This is a genomic window from Mesorhizobium sp. M7A.F.Ca.US.008.03.1.1, assembly GCF_003997495.1.
Classification (GTDB): domain Bacteria; phylum Pseudomonadota; class Alphaproteobacteria; order Rhizobiales; family Rhizobiaceae; genus Mesorhizobium.
This window is the reverse complement of sequence record NZ_RZRU01000006.1, coordinates 50,384-66,801: the sequence shown is the minus strand read 5'-3', so window position 1 is coordinate 66,801 and position 16,418 is coordinate 50,384. Positions and strand designations below refer to the sequence as shown.

17 protein-coding genes are annotated in these 16,418 nt (G+C 63.2%); 16 read left to right on the top strand and 1 reads right to left on the bottom strand.

The window, feature by feature from the left end:
- Positions 1-191: 191 nt before the first annotated feature.
- The 8 genes from EOA16_RS10620 (at position 192) to EOA16_RS10585 (ending at position 7,371) form a co-directional block, all read left to right on the top strand.
- The gene (locus tag EOA16_RS10620) at positions 192-1,343 is read left to right on the top strand and encodes a cupin domain-containing protein (RefSeq protein WP_024505127.1); all 1,152 of its coding nucleotides are present in this window, start codon (positions 192-194) and stop codon (positions 1,341-1,343) included.
- 78 nt (positions 1,344-1,421) lie between these two features.
- Complete coding sequence (locus EOA16_RS10615; protein ID WP_164754209.1) at positions 1,422-2,555, top strand: hypothetical protein; 1,134 nt, start codon at positions 1,422-1,424, stop codon at positions 2,553-2,555.
- A 9-nt stretch (positions 2,556-2,564) separates the two neighbouring features.
- The gene (locus EOA16_RS10610) at positions 2,565-2,972 is read left to right on the top strand and encodes a RidA family protein (protein ID WP_024505125.1); all 408 of its coding nucleotides are present in this window, start codon (positions 2,565-2,567) and stop codon (positions 2,970-2,972) included.
- 26 nt (positions 2,973-2,998) lie between these two features.
- Complete coding sequence (locus EOA16_RS10605; RefSeq protein WP_013529861.1) at positions 2,999-3,619, top strand: glutathione S-transferase family protein; 621 nt, start codon at positions 2,999-3,001, stop codon at positions 3,617-3,619.
- Entirely contained in the window at positions 3,619-4,548 is a 930-nt protein-coding gene (gene fhmpcd1 / locus EOA16_RS10600) for a 5-formyl-3-hydroxy-2-methylpyridine 4-carboxylate 5-dehydrogenase (RefSeq protein ID WP_127257900.1), read from the top strand. Before EOA16_RS10605 ends, fhmpcd1 begins: the two co-directional genes overlap by 1 nt.
- A 130-nt stretch (positions 4,549-4,678) precedes the next feature.
- Positions 4,679-5,509 (top strand): ABC transporter ATP-binding protein, encoded by an 831-nt coding sequence (locus EOA16_RS10595; protein ID WP_127257737.1) that lies wholly within the window; start codon positions 4,679-4,681, stop codon positions 5,507-5,509.
- A complete protein-coding gene (locus EOA16_RS10590; RefSeq protein WP_127257735.1) occupies positions 5,506-6,321 on the top strand; it encodes an ABC transporter permease in 816 nt (271 codons plus the stop codon). The genes EOA16_RS10595 and EOA16_RS10590 overlap by 4 nt, the downstream gene beginning before the upstream one ends.
- A gap of 39 nt (positions 6,322-6,360) precedes the next feature.
- Positions 6,361-7,371 (top strand): ABC transporter substrate-binding protein, encoded by a 1,011-nt coding sequence (locus tag EOA16_RS10585; protein ID WP_127257733.1) that lies wholly within the window; start codon positions 6,361-6,363, stop codon positions 7,369-7,371.
- 38 nt (positions 7,372-7,409) lie between these two features.
- Here the strand turns inward: EOA16_RS10585 and EOA16_RS10580 are convergent, their stop codons facing one another.
- Complete coding sequence (locus tag EOA16_RS10580; protein WP_127257731.1) at positions 7,410-7,835, bottom strand: hypothetical protein; 426 nt, start codon at positions 7,833-7,835, stop codon at positions 7,410-7,412.
- 98 nt (positions 7,836-7,933) lie between these two features.
- On the opposite strand from EOA16_RS10580, the gene EOA16_RS10575 reads away from it, so the two are divergent.
- From EOA16_RS10575 to EOA16_RS10540, 8 genes are all read left to right on the top strand, one after another.
- Positions 7,934-8,962 (top strand): BMP family protein, encoded by a 1,029-nt coding sequence (locus EOA16_RS10575; protein ID WP_127257729.1) that lies wholly within the window; start codon positions 7,934-7,936, stop codon positions 8,960-8,962.
- 78 nt (positions 8,963-9,040) lie between these two features.
- The gene (locus EOA16_RS10570; RefSeq protein WP_127257727.1) at positions 9,041-10,609 is read left to right on the top strand and encodes an ABC transporter ATP-binding protein; all 1,569 of its coding nucleotides are present in this window, start codon (positions 9,041-9,043) and stop codon (positions 10,607-10,609) included.
- Positions 10,606-11,703: an ABC transporter permease gene (locus EOA16_RS10565; protein WP_127257725.1), complete on the top strand. Its 1,098-nt coding sequence runs from the start codon at positions 10,606-10,608 to the stop codon at positions 11,701-11,703. The genes EOA16_RS10570 and EOA16_RS10565 overlap by 4 nt, the downstream gene beginning before the upstream one ends.
- A gap of 3 nt (positions 11,704-11,706) precedes the next feature.
- The gene (locus EOA16_RS10560) at positions 11,707-12,642 is read left to right on the top strand and encodes an ABC transporter permease (protein WP_127257723.1); all 936 of its coding nucleotides are present in this window, start codon (positions 11,707-11,709) and stop codon (positions 12,640-12,642) included.
- Positions 12,643-12,689: 47 nt separating this feature from the next.
- Positions 12,690-13,496 (top strand): 4-pyridoxolactonase, encoded by an 807-nt coding sequence (locus EOA16_RS10555; protein WP_127257721.1) that lies wholly within the window; start codon positions 12,690-12,692, stop codon positions 13,494-13,496.
- Between the two features lie 25 nt (positions 13,497-13,521).
- On the top strand, positions 13,522-14,700 hold the full coding sequence (locus tag EOA16_RS10550) for an alanine--glyoxylate aminotransferase family protein (protein WP_127257719.1): 1,179 nt from the start codon (positions 13,522-13,524) through the stop codon (positions 14,698-14,700).
- A gap of 33 nt (positions 14,701-14,733) precedes the next feature.
- The gene (locus tag EOA16_RS10545; RefSeq protein WP_127257717.1) at positions 14,734-15,480 is read left to right on the top strand and encodes an SDR family NAD(P)-dependent oxidoreductase; all 747 of its coding nucleotides are present in this window, start codon (positions 14,734-14,736) and stop codon (positions 15,478-15,480) included.
- A gap of 94 nt (positions 15,481-15,574) precedes the next feature.
- Positions 15,575-16,411 (top strand): sulfite exporter TauE/SafE family protein, encoded by an 837-nt coding sequence (locus EOA16_RS10540; RefSeq protein WP_127257715.1) that lies wholly within the window; start codon positions 15,575-15,577, stop codon positions 16,409-16,411.
- Positions 16,412-16,418: the final 7 nt, after the last annotated feature.

Genomic DNA, 16,418 nt, shown 5'->3' with positions numbered 1-16,418 from the left:
CACTCTGCCTTCTTGGTGGTGTTTTGGGCGCGGTTTGGCCATTTTCTGCCTATTTCCAAGCATTTGTCTGTTGAAAATGCACCTCAACCAAAAACTTAAAGAATTCGCAATTTGGGTATTGTCGAGCAAAACCAATGCGAATACGGTTGAGCTGGTTAGAAGTATTTTCTTCGTGACGAGAGGTGTCCGATATGTCCCTGGCGCAACCAGCTAACGATGTGCTCACCAACAAGAAGGCAGCACTCAAGGGCCTCTATGACGCCCTCTACGCAAAGAACATGTTTCCGTTCTGGGCGACGTCTGAAGGCGTCGACCATGACGAGATCAAGCAGCTGATGGCGACGTCGAAGGCCGTTCCCTTCGTGTGGTCCTATTCGGACATCGAGCCGCTGCTGCAGCGCGCCGCCGAACTGGTGACCATGGACGACAGCGAACGCCGTTCGCTGATCCTGGTCAATCCTGGCCTTGCGCCCAAGCGTGCATCGGTCAGCACCATGTACACCGCCTACCGCCTGAACGATCCCGACGAGATCATGCCGCCGCACAAGCACTCGCCGAGCGCCATCCGCTTCGGCCTGACCGGCAAGGGCAACTTCACCGGCGTCGAGGGCGAAGACGTGGTCTTCGGCCCGGGCGACATGGTGCTCACGCCCAACGACGCCTGGCACAATCATGGCACCGTCGGCGGCGAGCAGGCGGTCAACCTGTCGGTGCTCGACCTGCCGTTGGTCGAAACGCTGCATGCCGTCCATTTCGACCACAAATACACCGAGATGGTCGATGGCAAGGAAGTCGAGAAGAAGGTGCAGACCGCCCGCTATCCGAGCGACTACTCACAGCGCATCTATGGCGAGGGTGGCCTGATGCCGCGTTTCGTCGACCACAAGCGTGGCGGCGGCCTGTCGTCGCCGATGTATGTCTACCGCTGGGAGAAGATGGAAGCGGTCCTCGATGCCCACAAGGACTGGGATGGCGACCCCCATGAAGGCATCGTCATCGACTATGTCGATCCGACGACCGGCGGACCCGTCTTCCACACCATCAATTTCTATGTGCAGATGCTGCGCCCCGGCGAGAAGACCTTGCCGCAGCGCGAGACCGCCAGCCTGCTCTTGGCGCCGTTCCGCGGTAACGGCCATTCGATCATCGACGGCAAACGTTATGACTGGAACCAGTTCGACACCATCGCCATACCCGGCGGTTCCTGGGTCGAGCATGTCAACGGCTCGTCGAGCGAGCCGGTGATCTTCTTCGGCGCCACCGATGCGCCGACGCAGAAGGCGCTGCTCCTCTACAAGCGCTGGGGCCGCAACCAGGCCGGCGATCTTCTCCGCCTCGTCTAGTTCCGGTCCATCGGCAAGCACTGTCCCGCCGCGATTGGCGGCGGGGACATCGAAATAACGTTTCAGCAGCAAGGGCGTATGCATTTGGTTTCGGCGTTCAACACCAAGCAGATCGGCCATGTCGACTGCCCAGGCGGCGGCCAGGTCTGGGTCGACGGCAACATCCTCTATATCGGCCACATGCGGCCGCCGAGCGGCACGACGCTGGTCGACATTTCGGACCCGCGCAATCCGCGCAAGGTAGCCACGATCGATGTCCCGCCAGGCTGGCACTCGCACAAGGTGCGCGCCAAGGACGGGCTGATGATCATCAACCACGAGCGCTTCGGCGATGCCGGCCCGGCCGATTTCGGCGGCGGACTGGCGCTTTACGACACAACCAAGCCGGCGCAGCCCAAGCTCATCTCGAAATGGATAACCGGCGGCAAGGGCGTCCACCGCTACGACTATGACGGCCGTTACGTCTACATCTCGCCGACCGCCGACGGTTATGTCGGCAACATCGTGATGATCCTCGACCTGATCGATCCCACGAAGCCGGTCGAGGTAGGCCGCTGGTGGATACCCGGCCAGTGGACCGGGGGCGGCGAAGAATACCCGTGGCATGACTATGTCACGCCGCGTTGCCACCATCCGCTGCGCATGGGCGACAGGCTCTATGTCAGCTACTGGCATCACGGCCTGTTCATCCTGGACATTTCGGACATCACCAAGCCAAAGCTGGTCTCGCACGTCAATTCGAGCCCGAGCTTTCCGCATCCCACCCACACCTGCCTGCCGATCCCACAGCCGCTCAAGGGCCGCAACATCATGGTGGTGGCGGACGAGGATGTTGCCAAACTGCGACCTTCACCGCCGGCCTTCACCTGGATCTACGACATCACCGACGAGACCAACCCGTTGCCGATCTCGACCTTCCAGGTGCCTGGCCTCGACCCGGATGGCGCGCCGCAACCGCCGATGACCGGCTGCCACCAGCCCTCCGAGCGGTTTAATGGAACCGTCATTCCCTTTGCGTGGTTCGCGCAGGGGCTGCGCCTCGTCGACATCGCCGATCCGTTCGCGCCAAAGGAAGTCGGCCATTTCATGCCCGACGCGCCGGAGGGGGCGGAGCGTTCCTCGTCCAACGACGTGACCATCGACGACCGCGGCATCGTTTACCTGATCGATCGCATCCGCGGCGTCGACATCATCGAAACCAGCGTTCTCTAGGGGGGTATGTTGAGCGACAGCACGCGAAAATCCGCCAGCCACTACGCCATCGGCAACAAGAACCCGAACCTGCCGTTTCATCCGGCGGTCCGTGCCGGCGATTTCATCTTCGTCTCGGGCCAGGTGCCGAAGGACGAGAACAACAACATGATCAGCGGCACGATCGAGGAAGAGACGCTGGCGACGCTGAAGACCATCGCGCGCGTCATCGCGCATGAAGGCGCGACGCTGTCGGATGTCGTACGGATCACCACCTATCTCGAGGATACGCGCGATTTCGGCCGCTACAACAAGGCGTTTCTCGAAGGGATCGGCGACGCCGTTCTGGCACGCACGACCGTCGAGGCAAAAGCGGTCATCAACACCAAGATCGAAATGGACGCCATCGTCTACAAGCCGCTCCCGGCGAGCAAGTAGGCCTTGGACACAATCGAGGAGACAACATGTACAAGCTGTTAGGTCGCCAGACATCAGGCAACGTCCAGAAGGTGCTCTTCATGCTCGAAGAGTTGGGAGCATCCTACAAGCGCGAAGATTATGGCCGCCAGTTCGAGAACACGCAGACGGCGGAATACAAGGCGCTCAACCCAACCTCCAAGGTGCCGACGCTGGTCGACGGCGACACCGTGATCTGGGAATCCAACACCATCCTGCGCTATCTCGCGGCATTCGGCGGCGAACAGTTGAATGGCGCCACGCCGGCGGAAAAGACCGAGGTCGAGCGCTGGATGGACTTCCTGCTGGCTGCGGTCAATCCGGGCTACCTGGCGGCCTTCAAAGGCGCCAAGCTCACACCCGAGGAACAGACCGCCGAATACAAGGAACAAGTGAAGGACCTTGTCGCGCAGCTCAAGATCGTCGACGGCCACCTGGCCGGCAAGGACTTCCTGGCACTCGGCAAGCTGACGCTTGCAGACATTGCCTGCGCGCCGATCCTAAAGCGCTGCGTCGACTTCAAGATCGACCGGCCGTCGATGCCCAATCTGGAGCGCTGGGTGGCCGCGATCGCCGCTCGGCCTGCCTTCAAGGCGGCAACCACTGCTGCTCCCGCAAAGGCGGCATGATGATCAAGCGCGCCGCTCTCATCGGACTGGGAACGATGGGTCCAGGCATCGCCGCGCGGCTTTCGCGCGGCGGGCTCGATGTCATGGCGTATGATGTTTCGCAGGCGGCAGTCGAGCGTGCCCGCGGCATGCTTGATCTCGCCGGCGGCGTGCTCGACCGTCTCGACATCAAGGCGCCCGGGACAGGCGCCGGCAGCGTGCGTTTCGTCGAGACGATCGCCGAGGCCGTCGACGGCGCCGAACTGGTCATCGAGAATGTGCCCGAGAATATCGACATCAAGGCGCAGACCTATCGTGACATCGATCCGCTGATCGGCCCGTCGGTCATCGTCGCTTCTGATACGTCAGGCATCCCGATCACCAAGCTGCAGGCGCATATCTCGCATCCCGAGCGGATGGTCGGCATGCACTGGTCGAACCCGCCGCACATCATCCCGATGATCGAGGTGATCGGCGGCGAGAAGACCGCGCCTGAAACCGTGGCTGTTATCCGCGATCTCATCCGCTCGATCGGCCTGCTGCCGGTGATGGTGAAGAAGGACGTTCCGGGCTTCGTCGAGAACCGCGTGCTCTATGCGCTGCTGCGCGAGGCGGTCGACCTTGTCGAGCGCGGCGTCATCGAGCCGGAAGACCTCGACACCTGTGTGTCGTGGGGCATCGGCTACAAGATTGCCGTCATCGGCCCGATGGCGCTGCTCGATATGGCGGGGCTGGACATCTACAAATCCGTCTCGTCCTTCCTGAACGCTGATCTCTCCAACCGCGACGATGTCGCGCCGATGGTGCTGGAGAAGACGGCTGCGTCGAAGTTCGGCATCAAGTCGGGCGAGGGCATGTTTGCCTACACGCCCGAGCAGACAAAGGCGCTGCAAGGCGAACGGGCGCGCAAGCTCGTCGCGGTGCGGCGCATCCTGGAAGACCGGGAGTAGCCAATGTCACATGGTGCGCACAGGGCAGGCCGGTTTGAGGAGTTCCACCGGTCGGCTGTTTGTGTGAAGGGCGCCTTCGCCATCAAGATGGTGCGGGTGCGGCAGAAAACAGCGCGCGGGGCGACAAGCCATGCGCATTGAAACCATCCGAGCCGCCGGCGACAAGCCGGCCCATATCCGCCATGACGATTTGATCTCCGCCAAAGGCGTTTCGGTGGTCATTGCCCGGCAGTTGATCCTCAGGAATATCGATCTCTCGGTGCCGAAGGGGTCGTTTGTCTCCCTTATCGGTCCTTCCGGCTGTGGCAAGAGCACCTTGCTCAAGGTGCTGGCCGGGCTGGTGCAGCCGACCCAGGGCAGCGTCTCGATCGCCGGGCTCGCGCCGGTCGAGGCGGCGCGCAAGCGCATGATCGGCCTCGTCTTTCAAGATGCCAACCTGCTCCCCTGGAAGAACGCCGTCGACAATGCCTCGATGCTGCTCGGCATTGCCGACAAGTCGCTGTCGCGCTCGGATCTGCGGGCGCGCGGGCAGGAGATGCTGGAACTGGTGGGGCTGGGCGACAGCGCCCACAAGCGGCCACACGAACTATCGGGCGGCATGCGGCAGCGGGTGGCCATCGCACGGGCCCTGGCGCTCGATCCCGCGGTGCTGCTGATGGACGAACCGTTCGGCGCGCTCGATGCCATCACCCGCGATTCGATGGGCCAGTCGCTGCTGGAGATCTGGCAGCGCACCGGCAAGACGATCGTGCTCGTCACCCACTCCATCGACGAGGCCATCCATCTGTCGCGCCATGTTCACGTGCTGGGGATCAAGCCGGGGCGGATCACCGAGAGCCTCGACATTGCGCTGCCTTATCCGCGCGACCTGTCGGTCACCGAAGATCCGGAGTTCGTCAGGCTGGTGGTCCAGTTGCGAACGATGCTGCGATTCAGCCATCAACCGGGAGGCGCGTCTTGAGCGACCAGCCCATCACGGACCTTTCCGAGCCGCGGCTCGCCTCCAGCTGGAGTGCGGCAACCGGCAGCTGGCTGCCGGCGGTTATCCTCCTGCTGGTGACGATCGTGCTGTGGGAAGCCGCCGTGCGGATCTTTGCCATATCCGCCTTCATCGTTCCCGCCCCTTCCGAGATCGCGAAGTCGCTGGTGGCGCAATGGGGCACGCTGATGCAGGCGACGCTGGTGACGGCGGGCGAGATCCTGTTCGGCTTCCTGGTCTCGGTCGTGGTCGGCATTGCCATTGCGCTGGTCATCGTGCGCTTCGACTGGTTGGGACGCGCGCTGTATCCACTGGTGGTGCTGTTCCAGAACGTGCCGAAAGTCGCACTCGCGCCGATCTTCATCCTCTGGTTCGGCTACGGGCTGGCGCCCAAGATCGGCCTGATCCTGGTCATCGCCTTCTTCCCGGTGACGCTGTCGATGCTGGCGGGCATGCAATCGGTCGACCGTTCGCTGCTGTCGCTGATGAATTCGGTCGGTGCCAGCCCGACGCAGATCCTGTTCAGGATCCGCGTCCCGCACTCGCTGCCGAACCTGATGGCCGGAACCAAGATCGCCGCCACGTTGAGCGTGATCGGCGCTATCGTCGGTGAGTTCGCCGGGGCGTCGGACGGTCTCGGCTACGTCATTCAGTTCGCTTCGACCCAGCTCGACACGGCGCTGGTCTTTGCAGCGCTGCTGCTCGTTTCCGTGCTTGGCATCGCCTTCTACTACGCCGCCGAAATTCTCGAACGCATCGTGGTGCCGTGGGCGCCGAAATTCAGCCAGTCCTAGGTCCGCTCGATCAACCAAATTCATAAAAGGGAACAAAAAATGCTGAGACGCTCACTTATCAAGGCCGTTACCTTCGCGGCGTTTGTCGCAGCACTCGGCTTTTCCAGCGCGGCTCTGGCGGCCGACAAGGTCAACGTCCAGCTCGACTGGGTGGTGCGCGGCAATCACGCCATGTTTTTTGTCGGCAAGGAAAAAGGCTTCTTCGCCAAGAACGACATCGATGTGGCCGAGATCCGCAAGGGATCCGGCTCGCCGGACGCGATGCGGCTGGTGGGCAATGAGAACGCCGATTTCGGTTTCGGCGATCTTCCCACGCTTGCCGTCGCACGGTCGCAGAATGTTCCGGTCGTGGCGCTGGCGGCCGTCAATCAGCACTCGCCGCTGGGGATCATTTCGCTGGCCAAGACGCTGAAGCTCACCAAGCCGTCCGACCTCAAGGGACTGACCATCGGCATTCATCCGGCCGGCTCCACCTACATCTTCTTCAAGGGCTTCCTGGCCGCCAACGGCCTGACCGAAAAGGACATGACGCTGAACAGCGTCTCGCCTCCCTATGAAAGCTATTTGCTGCTTGGCCGGGTTCAGACGGTCGTCGGCTATATCGATGCGGAGGTTCCCGAGCTGGAGGCGAAGGCCGGAGGCCCCGGCTCGCTCAGCATCATGATGGGGGCGGACCATGGGTGGAAAGCCTATGGCTCGGGCCTGTTCACCTCGCAGGCGATGATCAAGGACAAGCCGGACGTCGTGCGCCGCTTCGTCAAGGCATACAGGCAGGCGTTCGACTATGTCGTGGCTCATCCGGAAGAGGCTGCCGAGATCACGGCCAAGGCAGCGCCCGGCTATGCGGACAAGAAGGACGTGCTGCTGGCGCAGATCAACGCCGACATCGCCTCGACGTTCAGCAGCCCCGACACCAAGGAACACGGTCTCGGCTGGATGACGAAGACGCAGTGGGAGGAGACCCTGAAGACGCTGACGGACCAGGGCGTGCTCAAGGCGGCTCTGTCGGTGGACGACGTCTTCACCGACGCATTCCTGGCAAAAGAATAAGAGGCGCGCGGTGTTCGAACGGAAAGATCGATGAGCGCCTACCGGCAGACCAGGCTGTCCTGCGCCATGGCGCAGGACACATCACGCTCGCCGTTCGCCGCATCGGTGCGGTCGAGCGTGACCTGCACGCGGGTGGCATATGCGCGACCCTCGAGGCCGCACCAGAGTCGCTCGACGGGCAGGTTCTCGCGCTTGTCGTTGAGGATCGTGAACGTGCCGGTCTTCGCATCGAACCAGAGTTCGATGCGAGCGCTTTTGCCAGGTTCGACGGTTGCGATCCCGGCTGAATACCAGTGGGCGAAGTCGGCGTTGCAGGACAGGCCTTTGCGGCCCGCATTCGAAATCGTCAACGGAACCATGTCGAGCCCGTCAGTGCCGGTGCGGACGGTGACATGGTGCAACTCAACCGCGTTGGCGAAGGACGATAACGCCAGCATCACCGGAAGGGCATAACGGATATTCACTTTGCCTGAGCTCCATATGTAATTTTCCTAGGCAGTCTATCTCGCTTTCGCGCAATAACAATAAGAATATTGATTGGTAAAACAACGGAGAGGGTAACATGTTAAAGCTTCTTAAGAGCAGTGTAAGTGCAGTTATATTGACCGGTATCTTGATGAGCGGCGCGTTTGCCGGCGAGGTCAAGTCGATCGCCATCCTGACGCCCGAAGAAGGCACGGACTATGGCTGGAACCAGCAAGGCATCGACGCCGCCAAGGCGGCGGGCAAGGCCGCCGGCGTCGAAGTGGTCGTGGCCCAGGGCCTCGGCTATGGCGACGTTCGTCCGACCTTGCGGGAACTTGCCTCCGACGGCGCCAGCCTGCTGATCGCGCATGCCAGCGGTTACAACACCTCGGCGCCCGAAATCGCCAAGGAATTGAAAGTTCCGGTGGCGATCGTCGACACGCCAGCGGGCCTGGAGAAGGGCCTTGTCGCCGACTACACGCTGAGCGGCCACGAGGGTGCCTATCTCGCCGGCCGTCTCGCCGCCAAGGTGTCGCGTTCCAAGTCGGTCGGCATCGTCGTCTCGGGCGAGCCGCCATCATGGAATTCGCAGTCGGCGGCGTTCGCACAAGGCGTGAAGGCGGAAAACCCGGACGTCAAGATCACCTATGCGGTGATCGGCCCGGCCGCCTACAGCGACGCGGCCGGCGGCAAGCGCGTCACCGAAAGCGTGATCGCATCGGGTGCCGACATCATCTTCGGCCAAGGCAACGGTTCGAGTTTCGGCATGCTGCAGGCGGTCGAGACGACCAAGGCAGCCGATGGCGGCAAGGTTTATTTCATCGACGTCATCGGGGACAAGTCGCCGATCGACAAGGGCTTCCTGCTGTCGTCGGTGGTGTGGAACATCGAGCCGGTCTATGCGGCGATGATTGCCGACCTGAAGGCCGACACGTTCGGCACCAAGCACTATACGATCGGCCTCAAGGACGACTCGGTGAAGCTGCTGAAGACCGCTGCGATCCCGGACAATGTCTGGACGGAAATCCAGGCGCTGCGCGAAGACGTCATTTCCGGCAAGATCAAGGTCGAGCCGGTCTATGACGCGGCCGCCGTAAGGGCACTGATGACCAGCGTCGCCCAGTAAGGCGATCACGGTCAGCTGCCGGAGGGGTGATCCGTTCGCCCCTCCGGACGATTCCCGTTTTTTTGGTGCTGGGCTTTCATGAGCGGTTCTTCTTCATCGTCCGTTGCCGGGCGCGACATCGTCGCGCTTGAAGGCGTGACCAAACGGTTCCCCGGCATCGTTGCCAATGACAGCGTCGACCTGTCGATCCGCCCGGGCGAAGTGCATGTGCTGCTGGGCGAGAACGGCGCTGGAAAATCGACATTGATCGGCATGCTGTCCGGCCTGCAGCAGCCGGACGAAGGACGCATACTGGTCGACGGCAAACCGACCCCTATCACCTCGCCGCGCCATGCGCTGGCACTCGGCATCGGCACCGTGTTCCAGCACATGATGCTGGTGCCGACGCTGACGGTGGCGGAAAACCTCCTGCTTGGCGGGCCGTGGTGGCAGCGCCCCAGGACCGAGGAACTGGCGGCGCGCGTCGCCGAGATCACGGGCACGCTCGGCATCACCGTCAAGCTTCAAGCCAAGGTATCGGAGTTGTCGCTCGGCGAGCAGCAGCAGGTCGAGATCCTGCGCGCGATGCTGCGCAACAGCCGGCTGCTCATCCTCGACGAGTCCACCTCCATGCTGACGCCGAAAGGCATAGACGAACTGGGGGCACTGATGCGCCGCCTCGTCGAGCAGGGTCTGGCGATCGTCTTCATCACTCACAAGCTCAAGGAGGCGGCGGCCTTCGGCGACCGCATCTCGGTGCTGAAGCTCGGCCGCAAGGTCGGCGAGATCCCGCCTGAGCGATTTCGTGCGCTGGGCGAACAGGAGATCGTCTCGGAGATCGTGGAATTGATGTTCGGCAAGCAGAAGGATGATCCGGAAGCCGTCGAGCGTCCAGTCCGCACGGCCCGAGCAGAAGCGGCCCCGCTGCTTCAGGTCGCGGATCTGACGGTCGCACCGACGGACAATGCGCCGGGCCTGTCGTCGATCTCCTTCGACATCCGCCCGGGTGAGATCCTGGGCATAGCCGGCATCGACGGCAACGGCCAGAAACAGCTGGCGGAAGCGCTGGCCGGCCAGCGTACAGCCACCAGCGGCTCGGTGCGGCTGGACGGCGCCGCCATCGAGATGCTGAGCGTCGGTGAGCGCCGCCGGCGCGGCCTTCGCTACCTGACCGACGACCGGCTGGGCGAGGGCACTGTCGGCACCTTCCCGGTCTCGATCAACTTCTTCCTCAAGCAGGTCGGCGCGGCTCCGTTCTGGCGCAACGGCGTCGAGCAGCGCGCGGAGATCGACAAGCGCGCCGGCCAGCTCGTGCGCGAATACGACGTGCGCACGCCGAGCCTGAAGACGCCTGTCGCGCGGCTGTCCGGCGGAAACATCCAGAAGGTGCTTCTGGCACGGGAACTGGCTGAAGGCGCCAAGGTGGTGATCTTCAACAAGCCGACCTATGGGCTCGATCTCGCCAACACATTGGCGTCGCGCCAGCGCATTCGCGACACGGCGGCGCGTGGCCTTGCCGTGCTGCTGATCTCCACCGACCTCGAGGAATTGCTTGGTATGTGCGACCGCATCGCCGTCATCGCCGACGGCGCTTTGGTCGGCACCGTCGAGAACGTAGATGACGCCCGCACAAAGGTCGGTCGCCTGATGATCGGACTTGCCGTATGAGCATCGATACCGCACCCACGGTCAGTGCTACCGCACTCGATGCCACGAGCGGGGCGACGACGCGCCGCGACATCCTGCACCGGCTGCTGATGACGCTCGGCCCGATCTTCATCGCACTGGTCATAGCCGGCTGCATCCTGCTTGCCGTCGGCGTCGACCCGCTCGCCTATTATGGCTTCGTGCTTGAGAAAGGACTGTTCTCGCCGCTCGGCATCCAGCAGACGCTGACGCGTATGGCGCCGCTGCTGTTTCTTGCCGCCGGCCTGATCGTCGCCTTTCGCGCCGGCATGTGGAATCTGGGCGGCGACGGGCAGTTCCTGCTTGGCGCGGTGACGGCGGCTGCCAGCGCTCCCGTGTTCGTGCAGATCATGCCAGCCTGGCTGGCGCTGGTCTGCTCGTTCCTCGTCGCCATGGTGGTGGCGATGATCTGGTCGCTGGTGCCGGCCCTGCTGCGGGCCTATCAGGGCGTCAACGAGATCATCACCACGCTGATGATGACGTTCCTCGGCACGTCGCTCGCCAATGTGCTGGTCAAGCTGGCGTTTCGCGACCCAAGCACGACCGTGCCGCAGACGCGCACGCTGCCTGTGGAAGACCGGCTGCCGCGCCTGTTCGAAACGACCATCACCAGTGGTCTGCTGCTTGGGCTGGCGGCGATCGTCATCGTGCATCTGGTGATGACGCGCACGGCGTTCGGGCTGAAGCTGAGGATCGTCGGCGCCAATCCACGCGCGGCGGTTCACTCGGGGCTCGGCGTCCCCGGCCTGACCGTCGCCGTCTTCGCCATTTCGGCGGGGCTGGCGGGGCTGGCGGGCGCCGTTGACATCATCGGCGTCCAGGGCAATGTCCGCGCCGACTGGAATCCCGCCTACGGACTTGCGGTGATACCCGCCGTGTTTCTCGCCCGCATGAACGGCTTTGCGGCCATCGGTTTCGTGTTCCTGCTTTCGGTGCTGTCGATCGGCGGCGAGAGCGCGGCGCGCCGGCTCGGCGTGCCCAATCATTTCACGCTGGTGCTGGTTTCCATCGTGCTGATCGTGCTCGCGCTCGCCGAATATTTCGATCACCGATACAACCAGTCGCGGAGGGCCTAGGGCATGACCGGGCTGTTCAGCGAAGTCTTTCTCAGCGCGTTGCTGTTCGGCGCCGTTACCGCGGCGATCCCGCTGCTGCTGGCCGGGCTCGGCGAGCAGATTTCCGAGAAGGCGGGCGTGCTCAATATCGGCATCGAAGGCATGATGCTGGCCGGCGCGTATCTCGGCTTTGTCGGCGCTTTCTACTCCGGATCGCTGTGGCTGGGCTTTCTCACCGGTGCGGCCGGGGGTGCCGCGGTGGCGCTTGTCATGGCGCTGCTTTGCGTGCGCATCGGGTTGAACCAGATCGTCATCGGTATCGCGCTGACCTTGGGACTGGAAGGTCTGACGGCGCTGCTCCACCATTTCCAGTTCTCGCGCAGCTACCCGCGCCTGCCCGCGGCGGATGCGACTGTCATTCCGCTGCTTTCGGACATCCCGGTCATCGGGCCTGCATTGTTCAAGCATCATCTGATCGTCTATCTGGCGGTCGCGCTGGTTTTCGGCATGGGCTACATCTACCGGCGCACGCAGCTGGGTCTCAATTTGCAGGCAGCAGGCGACAAGCCGGCCGCGCTCGATGTCGCCGGCATCGATGTCGTGCGGACCCGTACCATCGCCGTGCTGACGACCGGAGCGCTGGCCGGGCTCGGCGGCGCCTATCTCGCCAATGTCGGCGCCGGCCTGTTCATTCCGTTCATCACCAATGGCGCGGGCTTTCTCGGCATCGTGCTGGCCATGCTGGCGCGCGGCCGTCCGATCTGGGTGCTGTTCGGCGCGTTGCTGTTCGGCGTCTGCCTGTCGCTGACGACGGCCATGCAGGTGGCCGGCATCAACATACCGACCGACATCATCCAGATGCTGCCGTTCCTGGCGGTGATGATCATGCTGGTGCTGTTCGGCCGGCGCGCCAGCCTGCCGGCAGCACTCGGCATTCCATACGAGCGCGGCGCGCGCTGAGCACAATTCATGCGCGGACGGGACCCGCGCCAATAAAGGAGGCAAGAATGTCGGATACCAAGGTCTACCTGCTCGACGGCGGCTCGCTCGTTCTCGACGGGTACCACGTGTTCTGGAACCGCGGCCCTGGCGGCGAAGTGCGCTTCCCCGTCTATTCGATCCTGATCGAACATGCCGAGGGCCGGTTCCTCATCGACACCGGCTACGACTACGATCATGTGATGAAGGTGCTGCCGTTCGAAAAGCCGATCCAGGAAAAGCACCAGACCATCCCCGGCGCCCTGGCGCTGCTCGGCCTCGAACCGAAGGACATCGACGTCGTCGTCAATTCGCATTTCCACTTCGACCATTGCGGCGGCAACAAGTATTTTCCGCATGCCAAGAAGATCTGCCACCGCTCAGAGGTGCCGCAGGCGTGCAACCCCCAGCCTTTCGAACATCTCGGCTATTCCGATCTGAGCTTTTCGGCGGAGGCTGCCGAAGCGCGTGGCGCGACCGGGCAATTGCTTGCGGGAACGACACGGGCGAATTCGACCTTTGAAGGCATCGATGGCGACGTCGAGCTTGCCAGGGGCGTCCGGCTGATCTCGACGCCCGGTCATTCCATCGGCCACTACAGCCTGCTGGTCGAGTTCCCAAAGCGCAAGCCGATCATGTTCACGATCGATGCGGCCTATACGCAGAAGAGCCTTGAAACGCTGTGCCAGGCGGCCTTCCATATCGATCCGGTGGCGGGCGTCAATTCGATGCGCAAGGTGAAGAAACTCGCCGAAGACCATGGCGCCGAGCTGATGTACTCGCACGACATGGACAACTTCAAGACCTACAGGACCGGCACGCAATTCTACGGCTGACCGCCTGCAATCGGGAGACAAGACGATGCGCTATCTCGAACACGCCGATCCGGTCATCACCCTGACCGCTGGGCCGGTGAACGCCTATGCCGAAGTGTTGCGCGGTCTCGCGCGCACGGTGCTCTACGACTACGACCCGGCGTTCCAGCTCTTCTACGAGAGTGTGGTCGACAAGGCGCAAAAGGCGATGCGGCTGTCGAACAAGCCGGTCATCCTGCATGGCGAGCCGGTGCTGGGCCTGGAGGCCGCCGCAGCCTCGCTGATCACTCCGGACGATGTCGTGCTCAACCTTGCCTCCGGCGTTTACGGCAAGGGGTTCGGCTATTGGGCGAAGCGCTATTCGCCACATCTGCTCGAGATCGAGGTGCCCTACAACGAGGCGATCGATCCGCAAGCGGTGGAGGCAATGCTGAAGGCGCATCCGGAGATCACCGTCGTTTCCGTCTGCCACCACGACACGCCGTCCGGCACCATCAATCCGATCGACGCGATCGGTGCGCTGGTTTCAGCGCATGGCGGCTACCTCATCGTCGATGCCGTCTCGTCCTTTGGCGGCATGAAGACGCATCCCGAGGATTGCAAGGCCGATATCTATGTCACCGGCCCGAACAAATGCCTGGGCGCGCCTCCCGGCCTGACGATGATGGGCGTCAGCGAGCGGGCCTGGGCCAAGATGAAGGCAAATCCCCTCGCGCCGCGCGCGTCGATGCTGAGCATCGTCGACTGGGAGCATGCGTGGTCGCGGGACAAGCCGTTTCCATTCACGCCGTCGGTCTCGGAGATCAACGGGCTCGATGTCGCGCTCGACCTCTATCGCAATGAGGGACCGGAGGCGGTGTGGGCGCGCCATGCACTCACCGCCAAGGCCATGCGCGCCGGCGTTGCCGCGATGGGCCTGTCGATCTGGGCTGCCAGCGACGAGATCGCGTCGCCGACCACAACCGCTGTCCGCACGCCCGACGGCGTCGACGAGAAGGCGCTTCGCCAAGCTGCGCGCGCCCGCTACGGCGTGGTGTTTTCGTCTGGCCGCGGCGAGACATTGGGGAAGCTGACACGCATCGGCCACATGGGTCCGACCGCCCAGCCGATCTATGCGATCGCGGCGCTGACGGCACTTGGCGGCGCCATGAACGCGGCCGGCCAGAAACTGGCGATCGGCAAGGGCATCGACGCGGCGCTGGCCGTGATCGACGCCGACGCCTGAACAGACATCACCACGGATTGAGGGAGCATTTTCATGACTGAACGGCTTGCGGGAAAAACGGCCCTGGTTACAGGCGCCGCGCAGGGTATCGGCAAGGCGATCGCCACGCGGCTGGCCGCCGACGGGGCAACCGTCATCGTCAGCGACATCAATGCCGAAGGCACCAGGGCGGCGGCCGCGGCGATAGGCGGAAAGGCGCGGGCGATCGCCGCCGACATTTCCGATCCGGCATCCGTCAAGGCACTCTTCGCCGAAATCCAGGCCCTGACCGGGGGCATCGACATCCTGGTCAACAATGCCAGCATCGTACCGTTCGTCGCCTGGGACGATGTCGATCTCGACCATTGGCGCAAGATCATCGACGTCAATCTGACCGGCACCTTCATCGTCAGCCGCGCCGGCACGGACCAGATGCGTGCGGCGGGGAAGGCCGGGCGGGTGATCAGCATCGCATCCAACACCTTCTTTGCCGGCACGCCGAACATGGCGGCCTATGTCGCGGCCAAGGGCGGCGTCATCGGCTTCACCAGGGCGCTCGCCACGGAACTCGGCAAATACAACATAACCGCCAACGCGGTGACGCCCGGCCTGATCGAGAGCGACGGCGTCAAGGCGAGCCCGCACAACGAGGCGTTCGGCTTCGTCGAGATGCTTCAGGCGATGAAAGGCAAGGGGCAGCCCGAACATATCGCCGATGTGGTCTCGTTCCTGGCCTCCGACGATGCGCGCTGGATCACCGGCCAGACGCTCAATGTCGACGCCGGGATGGTGCGCCACTAACCAAAAGCGCATCCCAAAAACTGTTGCGCATTCCGGGCGACCTGCATCGGGGTCGCAGCAGCGGACGGGCGCGGCCAATCAAGGAAAAATCATAGTGGACTTCGGATTCGACACGTCGGTTTTCGACGGGCTGACGATTGCAATGCTGGTCGCTGGCTTGGCCATGACCGGAATGGCCTCCGGCGTGCTCGCCGGTCTGCTGGGGGTCGGCGGCGGCATCGTCATCGTCCCGGTGCTGTTCTGGGTGCTTAGCCTGTTCCACTTTTCGCCTGCTGTGATCAGCCATCTGGCTGTCGCGACATCGCTTGCGGTCATCATCCCCACCTCGATCTCGTCGATGCGGTCGCACAACAGACGCGGCAATGTCGATCGGCCTCTGCTCAACCTTTGGGGACCGGCGATTTTCGCCAGTGCCCTGATCGGCGGCATCATGTCGAAATTCATTCCGGGCGCCGGCTTGCGGCTGGTCTTCGGTGTCGTCGGCCTGCTGGTGGCCGTCAACATGGCGCTGCCGAAGCACCTCGTGATCTCCGATCACCTGCCGCAAAGCGGCTGGATCAACCGTGCTATCGCCTCGGTCATCGGCTTTGTCTCTTCGCTCATGGGAATCGGCGGCGGCACGCTCTCGGTGCCGACGCTTTCGAGCTTCTCCTTTCCGGTCCACCGTGCCGTCGGCACGTCGTCGGCCCTTGGCCTGCTTATCGCGCTTCCGGCGGTGGCCGGCTTCGTCTGGTCGGGTCTCGAGATTGCCGGCAGGCCTCCGCTCAGCCTGGGTTACGTCAGCCTGCCGGCCGTTGCCATCATAGCGCCCGTGAGCTTTCTGTTCGCACCCCTGGGCGCAAGGCTCGCCCACGCGCTCAACCCGCGCTATCTGAAACTTGCCTTTGCGTTTTTCCTGGCGATCACGGCCGGGCGAATGTTGCTTTCCTGAATTTCGT

Coding starts and splice junctions, on each gene's coding strand:
- EOA16_RS10585 (WP_127257733.1), top strand. CDS start 6,361: ATGCTGAGACGCTCACTTATCAAGGCCGTTACCTTCGCGGCGTTTGTC.
- EOA16_RS10595 (WP_127257737.1), top strand. CDS start 4,679: ATGCGCATTGAAACCATCCGAGCCGCCGGCGACAAGCCGGCCCATATC.
- EOA16_RS10550 (WP_127257719.1), top strand. CDS start 13,522: ATGCGCTATCTCGAACACGCCGATCCGGTCATCACCCTGACCGCTGGG.
- EOA16_RS10555 (WP_127257721.1), top strand. CDS start 12,690: ATGTCGGATACCAAGGTCTACCTGCTCGACGGCGGCTCGCTCGTTCTC.
- EOA16_RS10560 (WP_127257723.1), top strand. CDS start 11,707: ATGACCGGGCTGTTCAGCGAAGTCTTTCTCAGCGCGTTGCTGTTCGGC.
- EOA16_RS10620 (WP_024505127.1), top strand. CDS start 192: ATGTCCCTGGCGCAACCAGCTAACGATGTGCTCACCAACAAGAAGGCA.
- EOA16_RS10615 (WP_164754209.1), top strand. CDS start 1,422: ATGCATTTGGTTTCGGCGTTCAACACCAAGCAGATCGGCCATGTCGAC.
- EOA16_RS10545 (WP_127257717.1), top strand. CDS start 14,734: ATGACTGAACGGCTTGCGGGAAAAACGGCCCTGGTTACAGGCGCCGCG.
- EOA16_RS10565 (WP_127257725.1), top strand. CDS start 10,606: ATGAGCATCGATACCGCACCCACGGTCAGTGCTACCGCACTCGATGCC.
- EOA16_RS10575 (WP_127257729.1), top strand. CDS start 7,934: ATGTTAAAGCTTCTTAAGAGCAGTGTAAGTGCAGTTATATTGACCGGT.
- fhmpcd1 (WP_127257900.1), top strand. CDS start 3,619: ATGATCAAGCGCGCCGCTCTCATCGGACTGGGAACGATGGGTCCAGGC.
- EOA16_RS10570 (WP_127257727.1), top strand. CDS start 9,041: ATGAGCGGTTCTTCTTCATCGTCCGTTGCCGGGCGCGACATCGTCGCG.
- EOA16_RS10605 (WP_013529861.1), top strand. CDS start 2,999: ATGTACAAGCTGTTAGGTCGCCAGACATCAGGCAACGTCCAGAAGGTG.